The sequence below is a fragment of the Mesorhizobium sp. RSR380A genome (assembly GCF_054719385.1).
This window is the reverse complement of the sequence record NZ_JBTTIB010000001.1, coordinates 3,117,059-3,139,905: the sequence shown is the minus strand read 5'-3', so window position 1 is coordinate 3,139,905 and position 22,847 is coordinate 3,117,059. Positions and strand designations below refer to the sequence as shown.

23 protein-coding genes are annotated in these 22,847 nt (G+C 63.4%); 5 read left to right on the top strand and 18 right to left on the bottom strand.

Annotation, left to right across the window (positions count from 1 at the left end):
- Positions 1-148: 148 nt before the first annotated feature.
- The 6 genes from iolB to ACYG9Z_RS15280 all read right to left on the bottom strand — a co-directional run bounded on the left by iolB (position 149) and on the right by ACYG9Z_RS15280 (position 7,255).
- A complete protein-coding gene (gene iolB, locus ACYG9Z_RS15305; protein WP_023752314.1) occupies positions 149-961 on the bottom strand; it encodes a 5-deoxy-glucuronate isomerase in 813 nt (270 codons plus the stop codon).
- A 179-nt stretch (positions 962-1,140) separates the two neighbouring features.
- A complete protein-coding gene (locus tag ACYG9Z_RS15300) occupies positions 1,141-1,389 on the bottom strand; it encodes a hypothetical protein (protein WP_023752315.1) in 249 nt (82 codons plus the stop codon).
- Positions 1,390-1,398: 9 nt separating this feature from the next.
- Entirely contained in the window at positions 1,399-2,316 is a 918-nt protein-coding gene (gene iolE, locus ACYG9Z_RS15295) for a myo-inosose-2 dehydratase (protein ID WP_023752316.1), read from the bottom strand.
- A gap of 122 nt (positions 2,317-2,438) precedes the next feature.
- Positions 2,439-4,289 carry a 3D-(3,5/4)-trihydroxycyclohexane-1,2-dione acylhydrolase (decyclizing) gene (gene iolD, locus ACYG9Z_RS15290; protein WP_352609069.1) on the bottom strand — a complete coding sequence of 617 codons (1,851 nt, stop codon included), beginning with the start codon at positions 4,287-4,289 and terminating at the stop codon, positions 2,439-2,441.
- A gap of 33 nt (positions 4,290-4,322) precedes the next feature.
- Positions 4,323-6,257, bottom strand: a complete 1,935-nt coding sequence (locus ACYG9Z_RS15285) for a bifunctional 5-dehydro-2-deoxygluconokinase/5-dehydro-2-deoxyphosphogluconate aldolase (RefSeq protein ID WP_023752317.1) — start codon at positions 6,255-6,257, stop codon at positions 4,323-4,325.
- 152 nt (positions 6,258-6,409) lie between these two features.
- Positions 6,410-7,255, bottom strand: a complete 846-nt coding sequence (locus tag ACYG9Z_RS15280) for a MurR/RpiR family transcriptional regulator (protein ID WP_023672343.1) — start codon at positions 7,253-7,255, stop codon at positions 6,410-6,412.
- Between the two features lie 213 nt (positions 7,256-7,468).
- Between ACYG9Z_RS15280 and ACYG9Z_RS15275 the strand changes: the two genes are divergently transcribed.
- Positions 7,469-8,578, top strand: coding sequence for a Gfo/Idh/MocA family protein (locus ACYG9Z_RS15275; protein WP_023687403.1), 1,110 nt, complete (start codon positions 7,469-7,471; stop codon positions 8,576-8,578).
- Between the two features lie 11 nt (positions 8,579-8,589).
- On the opposite strand, the gene ACYG9Z_RS15270 is transcribed toward ACYG9Z_RS15275, so the two are convergent.
- A complete protein-coding gene (locus ACYG9Z_RS15270) occupies positions 8,590-9,288 on the bottom strand; it encodes a helix-turn-helix transcriptional regulator (RefSeq protein WP_023672341.1) in 699 nt (232 codons plus the stop codon).
- Positions 9,289-9,414: 126 nt separating this feature from the next.
- Between ACYG9Z_RS15270 and ACYG9Z_RS15265 the strand changes: the two genes are divergently transcribed.
- A complete protein-coding gene (locus ACYG9Z_RS15265; protein ID WP_023752318.1) occupies positions 9,415-10,050 on the top strand; it encodes a LysE family translocator in 636 nt (211 codons plus the stop codon).
- A gap of 115 nt (positions 10,051-10,165) precedes the next feature.
- Here the strand turns inward: ACYG9Z_RS15265 and ACYG9Z_RS15260 are convergent, their stop codons facing one another.
- The 11 genes from ACYG9Z_RS15260 to ACYG9Z_RS15210 all read right to left on the bottom strand — a co-directional run bounded on the left by ACYG9Z_RS15260 (position 10,166) and on the right by ACYG9Z_RS15210 (position 19,830).
- Positions 10,166-10,681, bottom strand: a complete 516-nt coding sequence (locus ACYG9Z_RS15260) for an SRPBCC family protein (RefSeq protein ID WP_023752319.1) — start codon at positions 10,679-10,681, stop codon at positions 10,166-10,168.
- Positions 10,659-11,018 (bottom strand): ArsR/SmtB family transcription factor, encoded by a 360-nt coding sequence (locus ACYG9Z_RS15255; protein ID WP_023672338.1) that lies wholly within the window; start codon positions 11,016-11,018, stop codon positions 10,659-10,661. Before ACYG9Z_RS15255 ends, ACYG9Z_RS15260 begins: the two co-directional genes overlap by 23 nt.
- A gap of 247 nt (positions 11,019-11,265) precedes the next feature.
- The gene (locus ACYG9Z_RS15250) at positions 11,266-12,351 is read right to left on the bottom strand and encodes a 3-deoxy-7-phosphoheptulonate synthase (RefSeq protein WP_023752320.1); all 1,086 of its coding nucleotides are present in this window, start codon (positions 12,349-12,351) and stop codon (positions 11,266-11,268) included.
- Positions 12,352-12,823: 472 nt separating this feature from the next.
- Positions 12,824-13,246 (bottom strand): type II toxin-antitoxin system VapC family toxin, encoded by a 423-nt coding sequence (locus tag ACYG9Z_RS15245; RefSeq protein WP_023752321.1) that lies wholly within the window; start codon positions 13,244-13,246, stop codon positions 12,824-12,826.
- Entirely contained in the window at positions 13,243-13,506 is a 264-nt protein-coding gene (locus ACYG9Z_RS15240; protein ID WP_023702090.1) for a type II toxin-antitoxin system Phd/YefM family antitoxin, read from the bottom strand. The genes ACYG9Z_RS15245 and ACYG9Z_RS15240 overlap by 4 nt, the downstream gene beginning before the upstream one ends.
- Before the next feature lie 72 nt (positions 13,507-13,578).
- The gene (locus ACYG9Z_RS15235) at positions 13,579-14,373 is read right to left on the bottom strand and encodes an SDR family oxidoreductase (protein WP_023752322.1); all 795 of its coding nucleotides are present in this window, start codon (positions 14,371-14,373) and stop codon (positions 13,579-13,581) included.
- Positions 14,374-14,403: 30 nt separating this feature from the next.
- On the bottom strand, positions 14,404-15,399 hold the full coding sequence (gene iolG, locus ACYG9Z_RS15230; RefSeq protein WP_023752323.1) for an inositol 2-dehydrogenase: 996 nt from the start codon (positions 15,397-15,399) through the stop codon (positions 14,404-14,406).
- 113 nt (positions 15,400-15,512) lie between these two features.
- Positions 15,513-16,295: an ATP-binding cassette domain-containing protein gene (locus tag ACYG9Z_RS15225; RefSeq protein ID WP_027049093.1), complete on the bottom strand. Its 783-nt coding sequence runs from the start codon at positions 16,293-16,295 to the stop codon at positions 15,513-15,515.
- A gap of 2 nt (positions 16,296-16,297) precedes the next feature.
- On the bottom strand, positions 16,298-17,374 hold the full coding sequence (locus ACYG9Z_RS15220; RefSeq protein ID WP_023687413.1) for an ABC transporter permease: 1,077 nt from the start codon (positions 17,372-17,374) through the stop codon (positions 16,298-16,300).
- 107 nt (positions 17,375-17,481) lie between these two features.
- Positions 17,482-18,423 carry a sugar ABC transporter substrate-binding protein gene (locus ACYG9Z_RS15215; protein WP_023752324.1) on the bottom strand — a complete coding sequence of 314 codons (942 nt, stop codon included), beginning with the start codon at positions 18,421-18,423 and terminating at the stop codon, positions 17,482-17,484.
- A 375-nt stretch (positions 18,424-18,798) separates the two neighbouring features.
- Positions 18,799-19,830 (bottom strand): LacI family DNA-binding transcriptional regulator, encoded by a 1,032-nt coding sequence (locus tag ACYG9Z_RS15210; protein WP_023672329.1) that lies wholly within the window; start codon positions 19,828-19,830, stop codon positions 18,799-18,801.
- Positions 19,831-20,004: 174 nt separating this feature from the next.
- Here ACYG9Z_RS15210 and ACYG9Z_RS15205 point away from each other — a divergent pair, with 174 nt between their 5' ends.
- The 3 genes from ACYG9Z_RS15205 (at position 20,005) to ACYG9Z_RS15195 (ending at position 22,742) form a co-directional block, all read left to right on the top strand.
- Positions 20,005-21,108 carry a fatty acid desaturase family protein gene (locus ACYG9Z_RS15205; protein ID WP_023752325.1) on the top strand — a complete coding sequence of 368 codons (1,104 nt, stop codon included), beginning with the start codon at positions 20,005-20,007 and terminating at the stop codon, positions 21,106-21,108.
- 85 nt (positions 21,109-21,193) lie between these two features.
- Positions 21,194-21,508, top strand: coding sequence for a MocE family 2Fe-2S type ferredoxin (locus tag ACYG9Z_RS15200; RefSeq protein ID WP_023672328.1), 315 nt, complete (start codon positions 21,194-21,196; stop codon positions 21,506-21,508).
- Between the two features lie 4 nt (positions 21,509-21,512).
- A complete protein-coding gene (locus ACYG9Z_RS15195; RefSeq protein ID WP_031196408.1) occupies positions 21,513-22,742 on the top strand; it encodes an NAD(P)/FAD-dependent oxidoreductase in 1,230 nt (409 codons plus the stop codon).
- The last annotated feature ends 105 nt before the right edge of the window (positions 22,743-22,847 follow it).

Genomic DNA, 22,847 nt, shown 5'->3' with positions numbered 1-22,847 from the left:
AAATCCTCGTCAGCCCGCTGCCATAGGTGATTTCCATGACGGATTGACGAAGCTTATGCGGGTTTTCGAAGGCAAATCGACCCCATGGATCGTTAGCCGACGATTTTTTGCTGCTGGACCAACCGCTTCCGGCGCAAGCGAAGGCCGATCAGGCCTTCGTCAGCCACTCGTGCTCGGGCGCGTTGTGGAACTTCCACGTCCGCTTCGGCCCGGCCATGACGTTGAGGTAATAGAGGTCGTAGCCGTGACAGGCCGCGCACGGATGATAGCCCTTGGGCACCAGCACGACATCGCCGTCCTCGATCGCCATCGCCTCGTCCAGTTCGCGGGCGCCCGACTTGTCGGCGTCGGTGTAGACCCGCTGGAAGGCAAAGCCCTGCGGCGGGTTGAGGCGGTGGTAATAGGTTTCCTCAAGATAGGATTCGGCAGGCAGATTGTCCTGGTCGTGCTTGTGCGGCGGGTAGCTCGATGTGTGGCCGCCGGGCGTGATGACCTCGACCACCAGCAGCGAGTCGGCGGGCTTGCCCTCGGGCAATATGTTGGTGACGTAGCGCGTGTTGGTGCCTTTGCCCCGAGTCTCCTGGCCGAGGTCGTCGGGTGCGATGACGCGAACGGGCAAGCCGCCGCCCAGGCCCGGTGCCGAGCAGACCGCGAGTTCGAGATCGGTGTCGGCGGTGACCGACCAATCCGAACCCTCCGGGATATAGACCGACCACGGCTTGCCCTCGAAGGGCGACATGCGCTCGCCGAGCAGGCCGAGTTCCCGACCGCCGGCCTTTGCCGTGCCCTTGCCGGTGACGAACACCAGGCAGACTTCGCGATCCTGCGTCTTGCCGGATGCGGTCTCGCCCGGCTTCAGCCGGTGCAGGTCGAAGCCGACATAGGTCCATCCGGCGCTGTTGGGCGTGACATGCGCGACGCGGCCATGGCCCTTGTCGGCTTTGACGAGCAGTTTCGACATGTTTTGTCTCCTATCGCAAGTCTTCGAGGTCGGCCTCTCAACTTCGTCATCCTAGAGCGAAGCTCCGTCGCGAAGACCCTAGGATGACGAAGCGAGGGACGTTCCGGCCAATCACCGACGTAGGCGATACGCCAGGTGTCGAGTGTCCGACCCGCAAGCCCTTCCGAGCCACGGCCGCTTCATTCCTTCGGTTCGGCGCCCGCCTTCGCTTCGCCGGTCTTCGGTCGATCAGGCGCAGCCTTGCTCTCCTCCACCGGCTTGTAAAGATAGAAGAACTGCCACACCGCGTAGGCGGCAAAGCCGAGCGCAATGATGCCCCAGAATGGGGTGCCGGAGGCGAATTCTATTCCGGCCCAGATCACGCAGACGGCGACGACGGCAACGCGCCGCCACAGCGGCCGGAAGAACGGGTGCTCGTAATCCTTCATCGGACCGGCTTACGCATTGGGAAAGCCTTGCGTCTCGACCGTGTAGCCGGCCGCCGTCATCACCCGCATCAGCTCCTTGTAACCCACTTGGGCCATCTTCAGCGGCGGGTTCTTTTTCGGGTCCTGCTCGGCCTCGACGACGAACCAGCCTTCATAGCCATGGTCGGCGAAGCGCTGCACGATGGCGCCGAAATCGAGCGAACCGTCGCCAGGCACCGTGAAGGCACCGAGCGCCACGGCGTCGAGAAAGGACTGTTTCGTGCGGTCGAGCCCGTCGATCACGCCCTTGCGCACATCCTTCACATGGACATGGCTGATCCGCTTGTGGTGGTTGTCGATGGCGCGCAGCACGTCGCCGCCGGCAAAGGCGAGATGCCCTGCATCGAGCAGCAACGGAATGCCTTCGCCGGAATGGCGCATGAAGGCATCGAGCTCCGGCTCAGTCTCGACCACTGCCGCCATGTGATGGTGATAGGACAGCGGCATGCCTTGCTCGGCGCACCATTCGCCGAATTCGGTGAGGCGCCTGGCATAGGCCCTCATCTCGTCGTTCGACAATTTCGGCTTGGTGGCGAGAGGCCTGGAGCGATCGCCCTGGATCGAGCGGCCGACCTCGCCATAGACGATGCAAGGCGCATTCACCGCCTTGAACAGGTCGATCATCGGCTGGATGCGATCCTTGTTCTTGCCCATGTCCTCATCAACCAGGGTGCCGGAGAACCAGCCGCCGCACAGCGTCACGTCGGCCTGCTTCAGGATCGGCAGCATGATTTCGGGGTCGTTTGGAAAACGCCGGCCCATTTCCATGCCGGTGAAACCTGCCGAGCGCGACTGGCGCAGGCACTCTTCCAGCGAGACGTCGTCGCTGAGTTCGGCAAGATCGTCGTTCCACCACGCAATGGGGGACATGCCCAGTTTGGCTTTCAAGTTTTAGCTCCGGTTTCTTGTTCACCCTCCCCCTTGTGGGGAGGGTGGGGTGCGGCGCCAGACCCCCACCGGACCTTCGGTCCGACCTCCACAAGGGGAGGTAGGGGGCGGGTGCATGTACATCAATCGCCGATTGTCTGCATCTGCCGCTTTTCGTCATAGGCCTTGCGGGCTGCGTTGACCTGCGGCCGTGCGGAGACTTCCGGCACCGCGACATCCCACCAATGGCCGCCGGCATCGGTGGAAATCAGCGGGTCGGTGTCGATGACCAGCACGGTGGTGCGGTCGTTGGTTTTCGATTTTTGCAGCGCGGTCTCCAGGCCGGTGATCGACGGCACCTTCTCGGCAATAGCGCCCATGCTCGCCGCATGCGCGGCGAAGTCGATGTCGGGCAAGATCTCGTGGCGCGCGTCCTTCAGGAGGTTGTTGAAGTTAGCGCCGCCGGTGGCCATCTGCAGCCGGTTGATGCAGCCATAACCCCTGTTGTCGAGCACCACTATGGTCAGCTTCAGGCCGAGCATCACCGACGTGGCGATTTCGGAATTCATCATGAGGTATGAGCCGTCCCCGACCATGACGACGACCTCCTGGTCGGGCTTGGCCATCTTGGCGCCGAGCCCGCCGGCAATCTCGTAGCCCATGGTCGAGAAGCCATATTCGCCATGGTACGAGCCGGGCGCGCCTGCCTGCCAGAGCTTGTGCAACTCGCCCGGCAGGCCGCCCGACGCATTCAGCAGCGTTACGCCGGACCCGAGCGCGCGCTGCACGGCGCCGATCACCTGCGCGTCCGAAGGGAAGGCGGCGTTGGTCGACGCCGTCACCTTGGAGGCTTCGGCCTGCCAGGCCTTCTTGCCTTGGGTCGCATTGTCGGTCCATGTCGCCGGTGCTTTCCACTTCCCCAGCGCAGCACCGAGTTCGGCGAGCCCTTCGGCCGCATCGGCGACCAGCGGCAGCGCGCGGTGCTTGCCGGCGTCGAAAGGCTGCACGTTGAGCCCGATGATGGTCTTGCCGGAGTTCTTGAACAGCGCCCACGAGCCGGTGGTGAAATCCTGCAGGCGGGTGCCGATGGCGAGCACGACATCGGCTTCTTCCGCCAGCCGGTTGGCCGCGGACGTGCCGGTGACGCCGACCGCCGCCATGTTGAGCGGATGTGTGTCGGGCAGCGAGGATTTGCCGCCTTGCGTCTCGCAGACCGGAATGCCGGCGCTCTCGGCGAATTTCGCCAGTTCATCCGAAGCCTGCGAATACAGCACGCCGCCGCCGGCGATGATCAGCGGTTTTTTCGCACCCTTCAGCGCGGTGACCGCCGCCGCCAATTCATGCCGGTCCGGACGCGGACGGCGCTGGTGCCAGACGCGCTCGGCGAAAAAGCTCTCGGGATAGTCATAGGCCTCGGCCTGCACGTCCTGGCAGAGCGACAGCGTCACCGGGCCGCATTCCGCCGGATCGGTCAGCACCTGCATGGTCCGCGCCAATGCCGGGATGATCTGCTCGGGACGGGTGATGCGGTCGAAATAGCGCGACACCGGACGGAAGCAGTCATTGACCGTCGCGGTGCCGTCGGAAAAGTCCTCGGCCTGCTGCAGCACCGGGTCGGGAATGCGGTTGGCGAAGACATCGCCCGGCAAAAACAGGACGGGCAACCTGTTTACATGGGCGAGCGCCGCCGCCGTCACCATGTTGAGCGCACCGGGGCCGATCGAAGAGGTCGCGGCCATGAAGCGGCGGCGGAAATTGGCCTTGCCATAGGCGATCGCCGCATGCGCCATCGCCTGCTCATTGTGGGCGCGGAAGGTCGGCAATTCGTCGCGCAGCTGGTACAGCGCCTCGCCGATGCCGGCGACATTGCCGTGACCGAAGATCGCCCACACACCGCCGAAGATGGGCACTCGTCTGCCGTCGATCTCGGTCATCTGCTTGCTCAGAAAGCGGGTCAGCGCCTGCGCCATCGTCAGGCGGATTGTCTTGCTCATGGTGTTTTCCTCCGCAGTCCTCTTGCCGCGCCTTTATGCTGCTTTACGGCCACGCGCGGCAAGCCACGCTTCGGTCAACTGTTCGAAGCGCGCGGCCATGTCGGCGATAGCCTCGTCATCCGTCATCTTGCCCGCCAGCCATTGTTCGGCGGCGTGGACGAAGATGGTGCGGCCGACGGCAAAGCCCTTGACGATCGGTGCCTTGGCGGTGGCGGCAAAGGCCGCTTCCAGTTCGTCCTGCGGCGCTTCGAGACCCAGCAGCACGACGCCACGACACCAGGGATCGTGCTTCAGGATCACCGCTTCGATCTTGGCCCAGGCGCCGGCCGACGCCTGCGGTTCGAGCTTCCACCAGTCCGGCTTGATGCCAAGCGCATAGAGTTCTTCCAGGGCGCGCGGGATGGTCGTTTCGTCGAGCTTGCCGTGCTTGCCGGCGATGATCTCGACCAGAAGCTCCCGGCCGACCTTCCGCGCGGCTTCGAACAGCGAGCGCAGCTTCTGCTGCTGCTCATCCTTGAGCGCTGCCGGATCGTCGGGGTGATAGAAGCACAGGCATTTGATGCAGTGGTCGACCGGCCATTCCACCAGTTGCGAGCCGATGTCCTGCGAGAACTCGAAGCGCAGCGGCCGCGAGCCCGGCAGTTCGACGGGACGGCCGAGCCAGGCAAAGGGGTGGCGGGCGAATTCGAACATCGCTTCGCGGCCATGCTTCTCGTCGATCAGCATGCCATAGCCGTCGCGGCCGGCGGCGACTTTCGCCGCAGCCTTGACCGCCAGCACCTTGAAATCGCGGATGCGCGCCAGATCGGCGCCGGTCTTTGCCGCGACGTCCTCAAGCTGCACACGGTGGTCGCAGGCGAGCGCCATCATCGAGGGGATATCGCGGCGGCGGGTCGTCGCCCAATGGATGTGGTTGATCGCCTCGTCCTTGCGCAACGCTAAGTGCTTGCTGCCGTTCTTGAGGAAGAACTGCAATTCCTCGAAGGTCGGATATTCCGGCGCGCAGAGCAGCCGCGACACGGCGAAGGCGCCGCAGGCATTGGCCCAGGTCGCCGCCGTTGCCAGGTTTTCGCCACCGAGCCAGCCGCGCAGAAAACCGGACATGAAGGCATCACCCGCGCCGAGCACATTGTAGATCTCGATCGGAAAGCCCTTGCCGACGATACCGTCTTCCAGATCGTCGCTGACCGGCCCGTCATAGACGATGCAGCCCATGGCGCCGCGCTTCAGTACGATGGTTGCCTTGGACAGCGCGCGGATCGTCTTCAGCGCGCTCAGGCAATCGTCGGCGCCCGAGGCGATCATGATCTCTTCCTCGGTGCCGACGATGAGGTCGCAATCGGGCAGCACCGTCTTCAGCTGGGCTGAGACGCGGTCGGATTTGACATAGCGCTCAAAACCTTCGGCATGGCCGGCGAGGCCCCAGAGGTTGGGGCGGTAGTCGATGTCGAACACCACCTTGCCGCCCCTGGCCTTGATGATGCGGATCGCCTTGCGCTGGGCGGCGTCGCTGTTGGGCCGGGAAAAATGCGTGCCGGTGACGACGATGGAACGGGCCGAGGCGATGAAGGCTTCATCGATGTCTTCTTCGGCGAGCGCCATGTCGGCGCAGTCGCTGCGATAAAAGATCATTGGCGAGACGCCTTCGCTCTCGACCGAAAGCAGCACCAGGGCCGTCAGCCGTTCCTGGTCGGTCTTGAGCCCATCGACATTGACGCCTTCGCGCCTGAGCTGCTCGCGGATGAAGCGGCCCATCTGCTCGTCGCCGACGCGGGTGAGCAGCGCCGAGCGCAGGCCTAGTCTCGCCGTGCCAACCGAGATGTTGGCCGGGCAGCCGCCGACCGATTTGGCGAAGGAGGTGATGTCCTCCAGCCGCGAGCCGATCTGCTGGCCGTAAAGGTCGACGGAAGCGCGACCGATGGTGATGACATCGAGCGTCGCCTGTTTGGCGTCCATGGCTTCGCTCATTGGAACCTCCCGTCGGTCTTGTTGTCTTGAGCAACGTAGTTGGGGGACACGCGCGAGCGGCAGCGTGGCGCCGGGAATATGAAATAATAATTCCAATCCATAGTCAATATGGAATGAGCATTCCTCCGCAAATTCGAGCGCCGGGCGCCGGCCTAGGCCTTACGCTTCTTTCCGGTGCTGCGCCGCTTCTCGCCGACGCCGACGGTGAGCGCCATGGCCAGCGCCATGGTGGCCGACAGCGAGCGGAAGCCGGCGAAATCGGCCTCGGCGACCTCGAACCAGACCTTGGCGAACTGGGCGAGTGGCGAAAACGAACTGTCGGTGATGGCGACGATCGGCACGCCCTGTTCGGAAATGGTGCGGGCCTCCTCGATGGTGGCCGGTGCGTAGGGCGAGAAGCTGATGGCGATGACGGCGTCCGCCGGGGTGGCGAAGGCGACCATTTCGGCATTGAGGCCGGCGGCGGATTCGATCAGCTGGTTGCGGATCTTCAGTTTGCCCAGCGCATAGGCGATGTAGCTCGCCACCGGATAGGAGCGGCGCTTGGCCAGGACATAGATGGTCTCGGCCTTGGCCAGCAGCGCAATTGCGTCTTCCAGATGGGCCTCGTCCAGCGAGCGTGAGATGTCGTTGAGCGAAGTGCTGGCGGCGGCGACGAAGCCGTCGAAGATGGCGCGGTGTCCAGCACCCGCATCGGCCTTGGCGCGCAGCGCCTGCAGGCGTTCGTCATAAGAGGAATTGCGCTCGCGCAGCCGCTCGCGAAACACCTGCTGCAGGCTGGTGAAGCCGTCGAAGCCTAGTTGCTGGGCAAAGCGGATCAAGGTGGACGGCTGCACGCCCGCCGAAGCGGCGATGCTGGCGGCGGTGCCGAAGGCGATGTCATCGGGATTGTCGAGCGCATAGGCGGCGATCTGGGCGATGCGCTTGGGCAAGGTTTCACGGCGATCGAGGATCGTGGCGCGCAGCGTCTCGAAGTCGCGAGGTACCCGTTCGTCCATCGTCGCCCCGTCCAAGCTCATCTAGAGCATGATGCCGAAAAGTGTGCAGCGGTTTTCGGACGACATCATGCTCTCTTTAACTCAAGTGACGTCCTCTCTGCCCCATCATAGCGAGCCTGCGCAAGAAGGCCATAAAAAATGAGGCAGACATTCCATTCGGAGAAGAAATGGACTAATTCATCCATCGATCGCTTCAGGTATTGGGAGAAAGAAATGGTCGGCGTTGGTCTTATCGGCACGGGTTTCATGGGCAAATGCCACGCCATTGCGTGGAGCGCCGTCGGCGCCGTCTTTCCCGATGTCGCCAAGCCGAAGCTGGTCCATCTCGGCGAGGTCAACGAGGAGCTGGCCAAGCGCAAGGCCGGTGAGTTCGGCTTCGCCAAGGCGTCGGGCGACTGGCGTGCCGTCGTCAACGACCCCGAGGTCGATATCGTCTCGCTGACCACGCCCAATCAGTTCCATCCGGAGATGGCCATCGCTATTCTCGAAGCCGGCAAACATCTGTGGTGCGAGAAGCCGATGGCGCCGAGCTTTGCCGAAGCAGCGGCGATGGCGGCCGCGGCGAAGAAGTCCGGCAAGGTCGCAGCGCTTGGTTACAACTACATACAGAGCCCGGCCATCCGCCACATCGGCGCGCTGCTCGAGGAAAAGATCATCGGCGAGGTCAACCATCTGCGCATCGAGATGGACGAGGACTTCATGGCCGACCCCGAAGCGCTGTTCTTCTGGAAGCATGAGGCCGCATCCGGCTATGGCGCGCTCGACGATTTCGCCGTGCATCCGCTGTCGCTGGTCTCGACGCTGTTCGGCCGCGTCGCAAAAGTCATCTGCGACATGGCCAAACCCTATGTCGACCGCAAGCTGGCCAGCGGCGGCCGCCGTGCGGTGGAGACCTACGACATCGCCAGCGTTTTGATGCATCTGGAAAACGGCATTGCCGGCACGCTGCTGGTCAACCGCTCGGCCTGGGGCCGCAAGGGCCGCATCGCCATACAGATTTTCGGCTCCAAGGGATCGATCCTGTTCGACCAGGAGCGGATGAACGAAATCCAGCTCTACGTCACCGCCGATCGCCCGACCGAACAGGGCTACCGCACCATATTGGTGGCGCCGCACCACAAGCCTTACGACGCCTTCCTCCCGGCGCCGGGTCATGGGCTCGGTTTCAACGACCTCAAGATCATCGAGTGCCACGAATTGCTGACGCGGCTTGCCGGCAAGCCGGCACGGGTCATCGAATTTGCCGAAGGGCTGGAGATCGAGCGCACGGTGCACGCGATGGCGAGGTCGTTCGAGGAAGAGCGCTGGGTGGATGTGCGGTAAACCCGCTCGCTTCAGCCGCCAGCGACAGCGTTCGCCTCCCAGCCACTGACCCAGACCTGGCGCAGGCGATCGCCTTCGCCCTTGAAGCGCAGGCCGGTCGCCCGGCAATCCGCGATGCGGTCGCTGCGGAAATTGCGGATGGCCTGGCGCAATTCGCACCAGGCGACGATGTTGGCGGTTTCTGAATAGTAGATCAGCGCGATTGGACGGATCAGCCGCTCGGAGGCGCGGCCGATTTCGTCGCGATAGGACAGGTCGAGCTTTTCCTCGTCGCGGATGGCGCGGCGCACAAGCGCCAGATCGATGGTGCCGATTGCCGGTGCTGCGAACCCCCAGACATGCAGCGCGTTGGCGTCGAACGCCTGGCGCAACGGCGGCGGCACGGCGCTGGCGATCTTGGCGCTGACGCGCTTGGCCGCCTGCTTGAGTTCGCTGTCTCCCGTGCGCTCCAGCAGGGCGAGCGACAGGACGATCGCTTCCATCTCCTCGATCGAAAACATCAGCGGCGGCAGGTCGAAGCCGGGCCGCAATATGTAGCCGATACCGCGCCCGCCTTCGATCGGCACGCGCATTGCCTGCAGTGCGGCGATGTCGCGATAGATCGAACGCATCGTGACTTCCAGCTGCCCGGCGATCATGGCTGCCGTCACCGGCTGCCGCGCCAGCCGCAGGATCTGGATAATCTCGAACAGCCGCGACGCCTTGCGCATTTCCTCTCCCTGATGAACGCTACTGACACATCCCCGTCAGTTGGGATGATTTATTGGACTGCCTATCGGGTTGAAAATCAACAAATTCCTCCACGGCACCCCAGCAGGAAGCGACAGGCAACTGACATGAGCTACGCGGAAAATCTCTGGCTGTTCTTTATCCTGCTGTCCGGCATCATCATCGTACCCGGGATGGACATGCTGTTCGTGCTTGCCAATGCGCTCACCGGCGGCCGCGACCGGGGCCTCGCCGCCACCGGTGGCATCATGGTCGGCGGCATCGTGCACACGCTGAACGGCGCCATCGGCGTCGGCCTGCTGATGCATTTCGTGCCGATCCTGTACAAGCCGCTGCTGATAGCCGGCGCCACCTACATGGCCTTCATCGGCATCTCGCTGGTGCGCAGTTCCATCAGCGTCGGCCACGACGGGCCCGCCGGCAGCCGTACGGCCTGGATGGCCTTTCGCCAGGGACTGGTGACCTGCCTGATCAACCCGAAGGCCTATCTCTTCATATTTGCCGTCTATCCGCAGTTCCTGAAGCCGGATTACGGCCCGATCTGGATGCAGGCGACGGTCATGGGCTCGCTGACGATGCTGACGCAGGCCGCCATCTATGGCGGGCTCGCCATCACCGCCGGCCGCAGCCGCAATCTGCTGGTGGCCAATCCGCGGACGACCGCGTTTGCGGGCCGGGCGGCCGGACTGCTGCTGTTTGCGGTCTCGGTGTTTACGGCATGGGAGGGGTTGAGGGCGGCGTGATCCCGATCAAGCGATGACGCCGCGTTTCTTCGCCTCGGCGCGGCGCTTGCGGATTACTGTCCCGGTCTTTTCGTCGTCGAGGGCGGCAGCTACCCCGTCCGCGAGACCGATGACGTCATGACCGCCTCACGCCCTCGCCCAAGACGACGAGAAGCTCGTCCAATTGCTCGAACGTCTCGCCCATCGCATTCGCCGCCCCGGTACCGGCCGCGTCGAGAGCCTCCTTCGAGGGATAGAGTTCGTGCATGACCAGCAGCGTCTTGCCACCCTTTTCCTCGAAGGTCAGCGTGGTGACGGGTCCACCGTCACCACCTTCCTCATTGGTCCAGACGAGGCGTGAGTGGGGTGTCACTTCGATATACCTGCCGAAGAATTCGTGAAGGTCCGAGGCGTCGTGGCCGAACACCAGGCGGTACGTGCCTCCGGTACGAGCATCCATCTCGCATGAACGCAGGAACATGCCCATCGACTTCGGCACCCACCACTGCTTGAACAGCTCGGGCTTGGTCCACGCCTCGAACACGATGCGCGCCGGACCGTTGACTGTTCGCGTGACGACCAGCTCCCGTTCGGACTTCCGTTCGACCGTGGTGCGGCTGTTCGTGGGCTCACTCTCGGTTCTTTGGCGCATCGGCTTTCTCCTTCCGTTTCAATTCCTCGACAACCTTGTCCAACTCGTTGAAGCGTGCGTCCCAGAGCAGGCGGTGCCGCTCGATCCAGGCCGCCTCTTCCTCCAGTCCGCGCAGGCCGAGCTTGCAGGTCCGCACGCGGCCAACCTTCTGCGTGGTGACGAGCCCCGCCTGCTCCAGGACGCCGACGTGCTTCTTCATGCCCGTGAGGGTCATGTGGAACTTTCCGGCAAGCTCGGTGATCGAAGCGTCTGCGCGTCCGAGCTGCTCCAGAACGCCACGCCGGGTGGCGTCCGAGAGCGCGGCGAACGAGGAATCCAAGTCGGTATACTGAACCATACGGTTCAGTATTTAGCAGACCGGTTGCCGGGGTGCAAGGGGAGCCGCAGTGCGCGCTGCGTTGCCGAACGCCGCAAATCGACTTCGTTTCGATGCAGATCGACTCGGCGATCCTCAGACCCTAAAGCCTTTGTTTGATGCATGTCGTTGTCCCCAGAACCGCGGCACACTTCTGGGCGACATGCATTTTGGGGCGGCGCAATCCTGGCTGGATTTCGAACCGCCGCCCTCCCCGCATCGCCTCGTATCAGGCGGCGCCCGGCCGGTTCTCCATCATGGCGCGGCGGGCTGAGCGGCGCCATTCTACGGCGCCGGCGAGGCCGTGCAGCACCGTCTCTGTGGTCGCCCAGTCGATGCAGCCATCTGTGATGCTCTGGCCATAGACGAGCGGCTTGCCTGATACCACGTCCTGCCGGCCGGCGACGAGATTGCTCTCGATCATGACGCCGATGATACGCTCGTCCCCTGCTGCCACCTGGCCGGCGACATCGGCCGCCACCTTCGGCTGGTTCTCCGGCTTCTTGGCCGAGTTGGCGTGGCTGACATCGATCATCAGACGGGGGGCGACGCCGGCAAGTTCGACCGAGGCCGCCTCGACGCTCGCCGCATCGTAATTCGGCTGAACGCCGCCGCGCAGGATGACGTGGCAGTCCTCATTGCCGGTAGTAGTCGCAATGCCGCTGCGTCCGCCCTTGGTCACCGCCATGAAATGATGCGGCTGGGCGGCGGATTTCACCGCCTCGGCGGCGATCCTGAGATTGCCGTCGGTGCCGTTCTTGAAGCCGACCGGGCAGGACAGGCCGGAAGCCAGTTCGCGGTGGATCTGGCTCTCGGTGGTGCGCGCGCCGATGGCGCCCCAGGCGACGAGGTCGGCAATGTATTGCGGCGTCGTCATGTCGAGAAATTCGGTGGCCGAGGGCAGGCCGAGATTGTTGACCGCCGACAGCACGTTGCGCGCCATCCGCAGCCCCTTGTCGATGTTGAAGCTGCCGTCGAGATCGGGATCGTTGATAAGGCCCTTCCAGCCGACAGTCGTGCGCGGCTTTTCGAAATAGACCCGCATGACGATCTCCAACCGGTCGGACAGGGTCTCGCGCAACGCCACTAGCCGGCTGGCATAGTCAACGGCCGCGACCGGGTCGTGGATCGAACACGGGCCAACTATGACAAGCAGCCGGTCGTCGGTGCCGTTCAAGATGGCATGGGTGGCGTTGCGTGATGCGCTCACGGTGCGCGTTGCCGTCAGCGTGCGCGGGATCTCCCGCATCACCTCGTCCGGCGTACTCAATTCTCGGATTTCCTTGACCCGAAGATCGTCTGTGGTGGTCAACACGGCTTTCTGCTCCTGTTTTTAGGAGACCTGCCGGCTGATACAAAAAAGCCGCCAGGTCTGGCGGCTGTTCGGACTTGTTGCTGCAATCTTCAGATCGAGCGCAATCCTCCCGCCGCCAGCGAGCTGCTAAAGTACCAATACGAGGCGGTCAGGTTGATCATGAGGCTCATATAGTCGATGCGGAGGCGCTTGTCACGTGGGGTATGCGGAGACAATTCGGGATGGGCCGAATCCTCGCGATTTCGTCATCCCTGGGCGGAGCAGGAGCGAAGCTCCGTCGCGGAGACCCTGGGATCCATTCCGTGACCTGGGCCGTGGAGTGCGGCGGAGCAGAATTCTGGACCGTAGCAGCGCTCTGAAGTCGCGGCATGGAGCCTCGGGTCTGCGCTGCGTCGCCACGCTCCTTGCTCCGCCCGTGGATGACGAAGTGCCGGCGGTTCGCCAATCGCCAACACGTATAACGCGGAGCGGCTCATGCGGTCCAGGGATCGAAGAGTTCAAGCCCAAAGCCTTCGAAATGTTTCGTATTGCGCGTTGCCAAGGTGAGCTCGTGCGCAATCGCAGTGGCTGCGATCAGGCCGTCCATCGACGATAGACCACGACCGCGGTGCTTGCCAAAACCCATCAGGTCGCCCCAGGCCAAGGCAACCGCATCGTCCACCGGCAAAACCCGCTGTTCGAAGCGCTGGGGCAGGTCCCGGGCGAGCCATTCGGCCAGCGCCTCGCGTTTGCGGCCCTCATCCATCAGAGAGACGCCGCGCCGGATCTCGGCGATCGACACTACGCTGATGAAGGAGCGGTCCTCATCAAGCTCGTCCAGCCAGCCCAGGACACGTGCGACAGGCGCTGGCCTCGTCACCTCGGACAGGACATTCGTGTCGAGCAGCAGTCTCACCGCGGCAGGTCACGCGGTTCGTCGCGCTGACGTTCAAGGTCGAGATCGGCGCCGCGCAGCGGCGAGTCCAGCAGGAACTCGGCAAGCGTACCCTTGCGTGCGATCTTGCGCTGCCATTCCTCGGCCGAGACGACAACCACGCTTGGTTTGCCGTTCTTGGTGATCGTCTGCGGCGAGGACTGCGCGCGCTCGATGACCTCGGAGAGCCGGGCTTTTGCCCCGGCAACCGTCCAGTTGGTGCCTTTGGATGACGTTAGCATCGCATCCCTCGCGACTATCATGACTATCATGACTATCTGGGAATGGCGATGTTGCTGCAATAGGGTTTGAAGCTACTCCGGCGAGGTCCCCGCGACGTTCTGGTCATAGTCGACCAGCGAGCCGGTCATGACGCCGGATTGCGGGCTGGCCATGTAGCTGATCAGCCGCGCCAGTTGGTCGGGCTTGACCAGTTGGCCCATCGGCTGGCCGGCCTCTGCCTTTGCCAGCCAGTCGTCGGAGGCGCCGTGCCATTTCTTCTGCACGATGTCCTCGCCCTCGGTGTCCATCCAGCCCGGCAGCACGGCGTTGCAGCGGACGCGGTTGAAACGATAGGCGTTGGCGACGTTCTTGGTCAGCGTCGCCAGCGCACCCTTGCTCGAGGAATAGGGCGCCAGGAAGGACTGGCCGCAATGCGCCGACATAGACAGCACGTTGACGATCGAGCCCGGCGCCTTCTTGTCCAGGAGATGGGCCACCACGCCCTGCATCAGGAAGAACGGGCCGCGCACGTTGGTCTGGAAAATCTGGTCGAAGGTCTCCTCGGAGGTTTCGACCAGCGACCCGCGCGCGGAGGTGGCTGCGGCGTTGACCAGCGCGTTGATGGTGCCGAAATGCGAGACGGCGGTGGCGACGGCGCGCTTGCAGTCGGCCACCTTCGAAACGTCGGCGCTGATGAAGATCGCGTCGACGCCGGCCTTGTTGAAGTGGGCGACCGCCTTGTCGCCCTTCTCCTGCGAACGGCCGATGAGCGCCAGCGCCTTGCAGCCCTCGTCGGCCAGCGCTTCGGCGACGGCAAAGCCGATGCCTTGCGCGCCGCCGGTGACGATAGCGCGCGTGTTCGAATTGCGATCGGCGGATGTGCTCATCGCTCTGCTCCTGTGCCTTGGTTCCGGTTCTTACTTGTTGAGACGGACGGTCTTGCCTGATGTCGCCGACTTCAGCGCGGCATCGGCCAGCTTCAGCGCCACGAGGCCGTCGGCGCCGCTCGGCGATGCCTTCTTGCCCGAGGTTGCAGCAGTGATGAAGGCGGCGATCTCGATGGCGTAGGCGTCGAGATAGCGGGTCATGAAGAAATCGTGCAGCGGCGGGCGCGTATAGCCCTTCTCGTTGGCGACCTCTATCGACACCGGCCGCTGGTTTTCGGCGGCGACCATGCCTTTGGAGCCATGCACCTCGATGCGCTGGTCGTAGCCATAGGTGGCGCGGCGCGAATTGGAGATGACGGCCTGCTTGCCGGACGCGGTTTCGAGGATGACGCTGACAGAGTCGAAATCGCCCGCTTCGCCGATCTTCTCGTCGACCAGAACCGAGGCATGGGCGCTGACCGCGACCACCTCTTCGCCGAGCAGGAAGCGCGCCATGTCGAAATCGTGGATTGTCATGTCGCGAAAGATGCCGCCCGAGCGCTTGATGTAGTCGACGGGCGGCGCACCTGGATCGCGCGAGGTGATGGTGACCATCTCGACCTTGCCGATGGCGCCGTCGTCGATCGCCTTGCGCACGGCGGCGAAATGCGGATCGAAGCGGCGGTTGAAACCGACCATCAGCGTCGCCTTGGCCTTGTCGACCACGGCCAGGCATTTCTCGACACGCTTGACGTCGAGGTCGATCGGCTTCTCGCAGAAGATCGCCTTGCCGGCCTTGGCGAAACGCTCGATCAGATCGGCATGGGTGTCGGTCGGCGTGCAGATGACCACGGCGTCGATGTCCTTGGCCTTCTCGATCGCGTCGATGGTGCGCACTTCGGCGCCATAGGCGGTTGCCAACTCGGTCGCCGCCTTTTCAAAAGCGTCGGCAACGGCCACCAGTCTGGCCTGCGGGTTGGAGCCGACGGCGCGGGCATGGACCTTGCCGATGCGGCCGGCACCGAGGAGGGCGAAACGAACAGTCATGGGGTATTTCCTCTAGGGGGATGGGTTCGAGAGAGTTGTGTCTCCACCTTCCTTTTGAGAAAGGTGGCAAGATAATTTTTCGAGCACGCCAGAAAACAGGATGACCATCCTGTTCAGGCCGCGAGTTCCGCCTCCCCGGTCTTGGCGCCGGTGATGTAGGAGACGATGTCGTTGCCGTCGGTGTTTTCCTTGCGCAGGTTGGCGACGATGCGGCCGCGCCGGAAGACGACGATGCGATCGCACAGGTCGAACACCTGGCGCATGTTGTGGCTGATCAGGATCAGCGGCTCGCCATTGTCCTTCAGCGTGCGGATGATGTTTTCGACCTGCGCCGTCTCCTGCACGCCAAGGGCTGCCGTCGGCTCGTCCATGATGATCAGCTTGGAGGCGAAGGTCGCGGTCCGGGCGATCGCAACGCACTGGCGCTGGCCGCCCGACATGTGGCGAATGGTGTTGGACAAATTGGGGATTTTCACTGCCGTGCGGATCAGCGCCGCCTCGGTCGCCTTGCGCATGTATTTGCGGTCGAGGATCGAGAACGGGCCGAGATTGAAAAGCACCTTTTCGCGGCCGAGGAACAGGTTCGACGGCACGTCGAGATCGTCGGCCAGCGCCAGGTTCTGGAACACGGTCTCGATGCCCGCCGTGCGCGCTTCGATCGGCCCGGCAAAATTCACTTCCCTGCCGTCGAACCAGATCTGGCCACTGGTGCGTTGCTCGACGGCGGTGATCTGGCGCACGAAGGTCGATTTGCCGGCGCCATTGTCGCCCATGATGGCGACATGCTCGCCCTTGCGCAGCTCGAAATTCGCGCCTTCCAGCGCGTGCACGCCGCCATAACGCTTGGTCAGGTTTTCGGTCTTCAGGACGATGTCTGTCGTGGAGATATCTGGCATGGTCAAGCCCTCAATGCCCGCATGCGCTGGCGCCATTGGTCGAGAACGACCGCGCCGACGATGATCACGCCCTTCACCATCTCCTGATAGTAGGCGTCGAGGCGCAGGAAGGTGAAGCCGGAAATGATGACGCCGAAGATCAGCGAGCCGATCACGGTGCCGACGATCGAGCCGCGGCCGCCCGACAAAGAGACGCCGCCGATGACCGCCATGGCGATGGCGTCGAGTTCGTACATGACGCCCATGCCGGACTGTGCCGTCAGGTTCTTGGAGGAGAGCACGACGGCGGCCAGCGCGGCGAGGATGCCGGCAATGACATAGACGAGGATCTTGTGGTTGGCGATCTTGATGCCGGACATGCGTGCGGCATCCTCGTTGGAGCCGATGGCGTAGCAGTGCTTGCCGTAGCGTGTGTAGGTCATGATCAGCTGGAACAGCACCGCCAGCGACAGGAAGATGATGACCGGCATCAGGCCCTTGCCGATACCAGCGAAACTTTCGGTCGGAAACGAGATCGGCTGACCCTTGGACCACCATTTGGCAATGCCGCGCGCGGTCACCATCATGCCGAGCGTGGCGATGAACGGCGGAATGCGCGTGTATGCAATCAAGGAGCCGTTGACGAGACCGGCGAGCAGACCGCAGCCGATGGCGACCAGCACCGGCACGATGACCGGCAGGTCGGTCCAGCCTTGCGCCAGGAACATCGCCTTGGGGTTGGGGTTACCGTTGACCGTCGCCACCTGGGCAAAACTCATGGCGATCATGGCGGTGGCGCCGACGATCGAGCCCGAGGACAAGTCGATGCCGCCGCAAATGATCACCTGCGTGACGCCGATGGCGATGATGCCGACGATCGACACCTGCAGGATGATGATCTGCAGGCGGGCCTCATTGAAGATCCCGGCGACGTTGTCGCGCGTGTTGAACAGGAAGCTGTCGCCAAGAAAGATGCGGCCGATCATTTCAAAGATGACGACCAGAATGACCAGCGCCAGGAAGACGTTGAATTCGGCCGGCCATGTCCGCCTCTTCGCGTCATAGCTGACCCCGCCGACGCCATGAGATGTCTGTGACATGTCTGTCCTCCGTGAGGCGGCATTTGCCCTCCCGCACGTAAGGGCGGTGAGGGAAACGGGAGCGGCGCGATTGATGCGCCGCTCCGTTAGTCGAACGAGTCGCCGGCTCAGTTCTTCTTCAGGAACTTGTCGATGTTGGCTGGCGTCACGAGTTGGAAGGGCACGTAGACCTTGTGCTCGACCTTCTCGCCCTTGGCGAGCTTCAGCGCTGCGTCCAGAGCGCCGGCGCCCTGGCCGGCCGCATCCTGGAACACGGTGGCATCGAGGTCGCCGGCCTGCATGGCGGCAAGCGCGTCCTGCGTGGCGTCGACACCGCCGACGACGACCGTCTTCATGTCGATGTTGGCGGCCTTCATCGCCTGGATGGCGCCGATGGCGCTTTCGTCATTGTTGGCGATGACGCCGTCGAACGGCTTGCCGGTCGACAGCCAGTTGGTCATCAGGTTCTGCGCTTCGTCGCGGTTCCAGTTCGAAGTCTGCTTGTCGATGATCTTGATGAAGCTGCACTCCGGCGTGGCGATCACCTCTTCGATGTCCTTGGTGCGCTGCACGGCGGCCTGGTTGGAAAGCTCGCCCATGACGACATAGACATTGGCTTCCTTCTTGCCGGCCTCGGTGAACAGGCGGCAGACTTCCTTGGTCTCGAGCGTGCCGGAATCGGCCTCGTTCGACGCGACGAAGGCCTGGTTGTCCGGCAGCGTGTCGACATTGACCGGCTGGCGGTTGACATAGACCAACGGGATCTTGGCGGCTGCGGCGGCGTCCGACATCGCCTGCGTGGCCGAGGTATCGACCGGGTTGACGATGATGGCGTCGACGCCCGAGGCGGCGAAGTTCTTGATCTGGTCGAGCTGCTTGGCGACGTCGTTCTGCGCGTCCTCGACCTGCAGTTCCACGCCGCTCATGCCCTTGGCCTGCTCGATCATGCCGTTGCGCAGCACTGTGAGGAAGTTGTCGTCGAACTTGGCCATCGACACGCCGACCTTGGCGGCAAAAGCGGACGAACTCATCAGCGCCGCAAAGGCGACGCCCAAAATCAGTTTCTTCATTGTGTTTCTCCTCCACATTGGTGTCCGGCTGCACCGATCTACCCGGAATCCCCGATAGCCCGAGGAATCTCTCCCTGATGCCTTCCTGTTCCGTATGGCGTTTTGTCCAAGGGATGGAACGCCAAGCTCCCGGTTTGAAACAGATGTTCCGGAACGAAAGAACCAAAATACCAATCTGATGAAATATTTATTCCATTTTTTCGCGAGACGTCAAGAGCGATTCCTAAGTCGGAAAGCGGATTTTCGGTCGCCGCGCCGCAATTTCACGTCGAATCAAGGCCGACAGCGGCCCAGGCCGAGTCTGAAGGCAGACTCTGATAGATTCTATCATCGCCGGGAGAGCCCGCGCCGAACGGGTCGGCGCGGCAGAACGCGTTAGATATTTTCCGGCAGATAGATGTCGAAGGGCAGAAAGGTCTGGCCCGGCGCGTTGGCGGCGCCGGCCTCGATGGAATGCGCCATCAGGTCGACAAGCTCGCGGCACAAGGCGGCGAGCGGCGTCGAGATCACCATAGTCAGGATGTTGTCGGCGAGTGCCGCGCGCGATTCGGCGTTGATCTCGTTGCAGACGACCACCGGCATGCTTGCGGGCTTCGCAGCCCGCAGCGCCGAGACCGCGCCTTCCATGCCGCCGCCGGCGACATAGCAGCCGGCAAGATCCGGATACCGCACCAGGAGATCGATCATCGCATCGTGGGTGACCTGGTTGGCTTCCAGATTGACCAGCGTTTCCATCACCGTGAAGTCCGGCGCATGTTCGCGGAAGAAGGAGCGAAATCCGATCTCGCGCAGTTCATGGCCGTGGAAGCGATGACTGCCGACGAAAAGGGCGACCTTGCCGGGGTTCTTTGCCGCCCTGGCGATCATCCAGGCCGCGGTGCGACCGACCTTGCGATTGTCGAGGCCGACATATCCCTCACGGATGCCAGCGGCAAAGTCGGACAGCAGCGAGAAGACAGGTTGCCCCCTCGCTTTCAGCGACTCCACGACCGCCGTCAGCGTCGGATGGTCCGGACCGACAACGGCGATTGCTCTGGATTTCGCTGCCAGCTTGCGCATTTGGGCGGCGATCTCGTCGGCGGCTAGCGAGCTGGCGAAATCGATGGTGGCGACGCCGCGGAAGCGCTGCGATTGCGAGACCGCCATTTCTAGCTCCCTCGCGAAATCGCCGTAAAAAACATCATTGCCCCGCAGCAGCAGAAAGCCGAGGCGGTATTCCGGCAATTCCTGGCGCATGCGCCGCTTGATCAGCCCGGCGGCGTGGTAGCCGATGCCGGTCGCCGCCTCATAGACGCGGCGCGCGGTTTCCTCGCGCACCGGCAGCCGGTTGTTCAGCACCCTGTCGACAGTGGCGACGCTAACGCCGGAGATGCGCGCCAGATCGGTGATGGTTGGCCGTTTTGCCATGACTGTCCCGCATGAGTGCCTGCAACTGCTTACATCGTTCTGATGGAAAATGATAGAAACTATCTTTGTGATATTGAGACTATCACCGCATGGCGCTATTTTGCGCTCGGACACAAGCGCCTGTAATGGACATATCCGTCCTGACGGATGCTGTGGCCGACGGAGGCAGCCCCTATGGAAGCGACACTATCCACACCACCGTCCCGGCGCGACTACAGCCTGATGGGCCGCGATTCCAAGCTCGCCGTCGAGACCGGGCTGGCGGCGGCCGAGTGGTATCACACTGATATTCCGCGCAAGCAGATGAAGGAGCTGATGCAGCGCTCCGACGGGCCGGCGATCCGCGACACCGCGATCTGGCTGGCCGCGCTGATCCTGAGTGCCGCCGGCGGCGCCTGGTTCTGGGGCAGCTGGTGGTGCGTGCCGTTCTTCTTCGTCTATGGCGTGCTCTACGGCTCCTCCACCGACTCACGCTGGCACGAATGCGGCCACGGCACCGCCTTCCGCACCCAGTGGATGAACGACGCGGTTTACCAGATCGCCTGCTTCATGATCATGCGCAATCCGGTGACCTGGCGCTGGAGCCACACCCGCCACCACACCGACACCATCATCGTCGGCCGCGACCCGGAAATCTCCGTCATGCGGCCGCCGGATCTGTTCCGGGTCGCGCTTGGCTTTATCGGCGTGCTGGATGCCTGGCATGCGATGTCGGACATGCTGCGCAATGCCGCCGGCAATATCAGCGCGGCGGAAAAGACTTTTATCCCCGAACAGGAGCAGCCTAAGGCCATTCGCATCGCCCGCATCTGGACGGCGATCTATGCCGTGACGATCGCGCTGGCGCTTTATTTCGGTTCATGGCTGCCGCTGATGCTGGTCGGGCTGCCCCGGCTCTACGGCGCCTGGCATCATGTCATGGTCGGCCTGCTGCAGCATGGCGGGCTGGCGGAAAATGTCATCGACCACCGGCTGAACAGCCGCACCGTCTACATGAACCCGGTCAGCCGCTTCATCTACTGGAACATGAACTATCACGTCGAACACCACATGTTCCCGATGGTGCCCTATCATGCGCTGCCTAAACTGCATGCGCTTATCAAGCACGATCTGCCAGCGCCGACGCCGTCGATCCTGGCCGGCTACCGCGAGATGATCCCGGCCTTTTTGCGCCAGCTGCGCAACGAGGACTATTTCCTCAAGCGCGAACTGCCGCCAACGGCGCGGCCCTATCGCGAGGAACTCCACAACGACGCCGTCGCCGCCGCGGCGGAATGATCGCGCGATTAAGCTTTTGTTTTGTCGCAACTCCGAACGGAAAACCGCAACGCACTTTTCCTGGAATTGCTTTTGGGAGGAACACATGAGCGACTGGATCGAGGCCTGCGCCGCCGGCGACATCGACGAAGAAGATGTGATGCGCTTCGACCATGGCGGCCGCACCTTCGCCATCTATCGCAGCCCTGACGACGATTATTTCGCCACCGATGGCCTGTGCACGCACGAAAAGGTGCATCTGGCCGACGGGCTGGTGATGGACGACATCATCGAGTGCCCCAAGCACAATGGCCGCTTCAATTACAAGACGGGGGCGGCACGAGGCGCGCCGGTTTGCGTCAATCTCGCCACCTATCCGGTAAAGGTCGAGGCCGGCAAAGTGCTGATCCAGATCGGATAGGACCATGCAGGCGGGAATGGTCATCATTGGCGCCGGCGAGTGCGGCGGGCGGGCAGCGCTGACACTGCGCGAGCTGGGCTATGACGGGCCGGTGACGCTGGTGGGTGACGAACCCCATCTGCCCTATGAGCGGCCGCCCCTGTCCAAGGACGCAATGACGAGCGACGCGGCCGAGATCAAGACGATCGCCAGCGACGAAATTCTGGCCGAGAAATCGATCCGGCATATCCATTCCGTTCAAGCGGTGGCGATCGACCGCCCGGCGCATATGGTGCGGCTGTCGGACGGTTCGGCCCTGCCCTACGACAAGCTGCTGCTGGCGACCGGCTCGACACCGCGCAAGCTGCCGATGCCGGGATTGGGTCCGCGCTGCGTCTACCTCCGCACCTTTGCCGACGCGCTGGCCATTCGTGCCCACCTCAGCCCGGCAAACCGCATCGCCATCATTGGTGGTGGCTTTATCGGCCTGGAGCTCGCCGCTTCGGCGCGCAAGCTCGGGGCCAGCGTCACGGTCATTGAGGCGCAGCCGCGCATCCTCATGCGCGGGGTGCCGGCGGAGATCGCTGAAATCATCCATCAGGCGCATGAGGCCGAAGGCGTGACCGTGCTCACCGGTCAGGGCATCGCTGATATCGCCGACGACGGCGCTGAGGTGCACATCATGCTCGCCGATGGGCAGGACATCGTCGCCGATCTCGCCGTCATCGGCATCGGCGCCGTGCCGGTGACCGGGCTTGCCGCGGAAGCGGGCCTGACCGTCGATAACGGCATCGCCGTCAATGGCGAACTCCAAACAATCGATCCCGACATCTTCGCCGCCGGCGATTGCTGCTCGTTTCCGCTCGCTGTCTATGCTGGCCGGCGGGTGCGGCTGGAAGCCTGGCGCAATGCGCAGGAACAGGGTGCGCTGGCCGCGAAGAACATGTTGGGCGCCCGCGAAGCGCATGCCGCGGTGCCATGGTTCTGGTCGGATCAGTATGGTTTGTCGCTGCAGATCGCCGGCCTTTCGGACGAGGGCAAAAGCACGGTCCGCCGCGATCTCGGCGACGGTGCTTTTATTCTGTTTCATCTGGCCGAGGATGGCAGGCTGGTGGCGGCGAGCGGCCTCGGTACGGGCAATGCCGTGGCGCGCGACATCAGGCTGGCCGAGATGCTGATCGCCAAGCGGGCTAGGCCGGCGCCGGAGGCGTTGGGGTCGCCGGATGTGAAGCTGAAGTCGTTGCTGGCAGCGTGAAGGACTGACTTACCCTCCCCTTGTGGGGAGGGTCGCTGCGAAGCAGCGGGGTGGGGTGCGGCACCGGCCCCCACCCCGACCTGCGGTCCGACCTCCCCACAAAGG

Coding starts and splice junctions, on each gene's coding strand:
- ACYG9Z_RS15275 (WP_023687403.1), top strand. CDS start 7,469: ATGGTCGGCGTTGGTCTTATCGGCACGGGTTTCATGGGCAAATGCCAC.
- iolG (WP_023752323.1), bottom strand. CDS start 15,399: ATGACTGTTCGTTTCGCCCTCCTCGGTGCCGGCCGCATCGGCAAGGTC.
- ACYG9Z_RS15240 (WP_023702090.1), bottom strand. CDS start 13,506: ATGCTAACGTCATCCAAAGGCACCAACTGGACGGTTGCCGGGGCAAAA.
- ACYG9Z_RS15260 (WP_023752319.1), bottom strand. CDS start 10,681: ATGCGCCAAAGAACCGAGAGTGAGCCCACGAACAGCCGCACCACGGTC.
- ACYG9Z_RS15300 (WP_023752315.1), bottom strand. CDS start 1,389: ATGAAGGATTACGAGCACCCGTTCTTCCGGCCGCTGTGGCGGCGCGTT.
- ACYG9Z_RS15265 (WP_023752318.1), top strand. CDS start 9,415: ATGAGCTACGCGGAAAATCTCTGGCTGTTCTTTATCCTGCTGTCCGGC.
- iolB (WP_023752314.1), bottom strand. CDS start 961: ATGTCGAAACTGCTCGTCAAAGCCGACAAGGGCCATGGCCGCGTCGCG.
- ACYG9Z_RS15270 (WP_023672341.1), bottom strand. CDS start 9,288: ATGCGCAAGGCGTCGCGGCTGTTCGAGATTATCCAGATCCTGCGGCTG.
- ACYG9Z_RS15235 (WP_023752322.1), bottom strand. CDS start 14,373: ATGAGCACATCCGCCGATCGCAATTCGAACACGCGCGCTATCGTCACC.
- iolD (WP_352609069.1), bottom strand. CDS start 4,289: ATGAGCAAGACAATCCGCCTGACGATGGCGCAGGCGCTGACCCGCTTT.
- ACYG9Z_RS15195 (WP_031196408.1), top strand. CDS start 21,513: ATGCAGGCGGGAATGGTCATCATTGGCGCCGGCGAGTGCGGCGGGCGG.
- ACYG9Z_RS15200 (WP_023672328.1), top strand. CDS start 21,194: ATGAGCGACTGGATCGAGGCCTGCGCCGCCGGCGACATCGACGAAGAA.
- ACYG9Z_RS15255 (WP_023672338.1), bottom strand. CDS start 11,018: ATGGTTCAGTATACCGACTTGGATTCCTCGTTCGCCGCGCTCTCGGAC.
- ACYG9Z_RS15215 (WP_023752324.1), bottom strand. CDS start 18,423: ATGAAGAAACTGATTTTGGGCGTCGCCTTTGCGGCGCTGATGAGTTCG.
- ACYG9Z_RS15220 (WP_023687413.1), bottom strand. CDS start 17,374: ATGTCACAGACATCTCATGGCGTCGGCGGGGTCAGCTATGACGCGAAG.
- ACYG9Z_RS15225 (WP_027049093.1), bottom strand. CDS start 16,295: ATGCCAGATATCTCCACGACAGACATCGTCCTGAAGACCGAAAACCTG.
- ACYG9Z_RS15210 (WP_023672329.1), bottom strand. CDS start 19,830: ATGGCAAAACGGCCAACCATCACCGATCTGGCGCGCATCTCCGGCGTT.
- ACYG9Z_RS15205 (WP_023752325.1), top strand. CDS start 20,005: ATGGAAGCGACACTATCCACACCACCGTCCCGGCGCGACTACAGCCTG.
- ACYG9Z_RS15285 (WP_023752317.1), bottom strand. CDS start 6,257: ATGAGCGAAGCCATGGACGCCAAACAGGCGACGCTCGATGTCATCACC.
- ACYG9Z_RS15280 (WP_023672343.1), bottom strand. CDS start 7,255: ATGGACGAACGGGTACCTCGCGACTTCGAGACGCTGCGCGCCACGATC.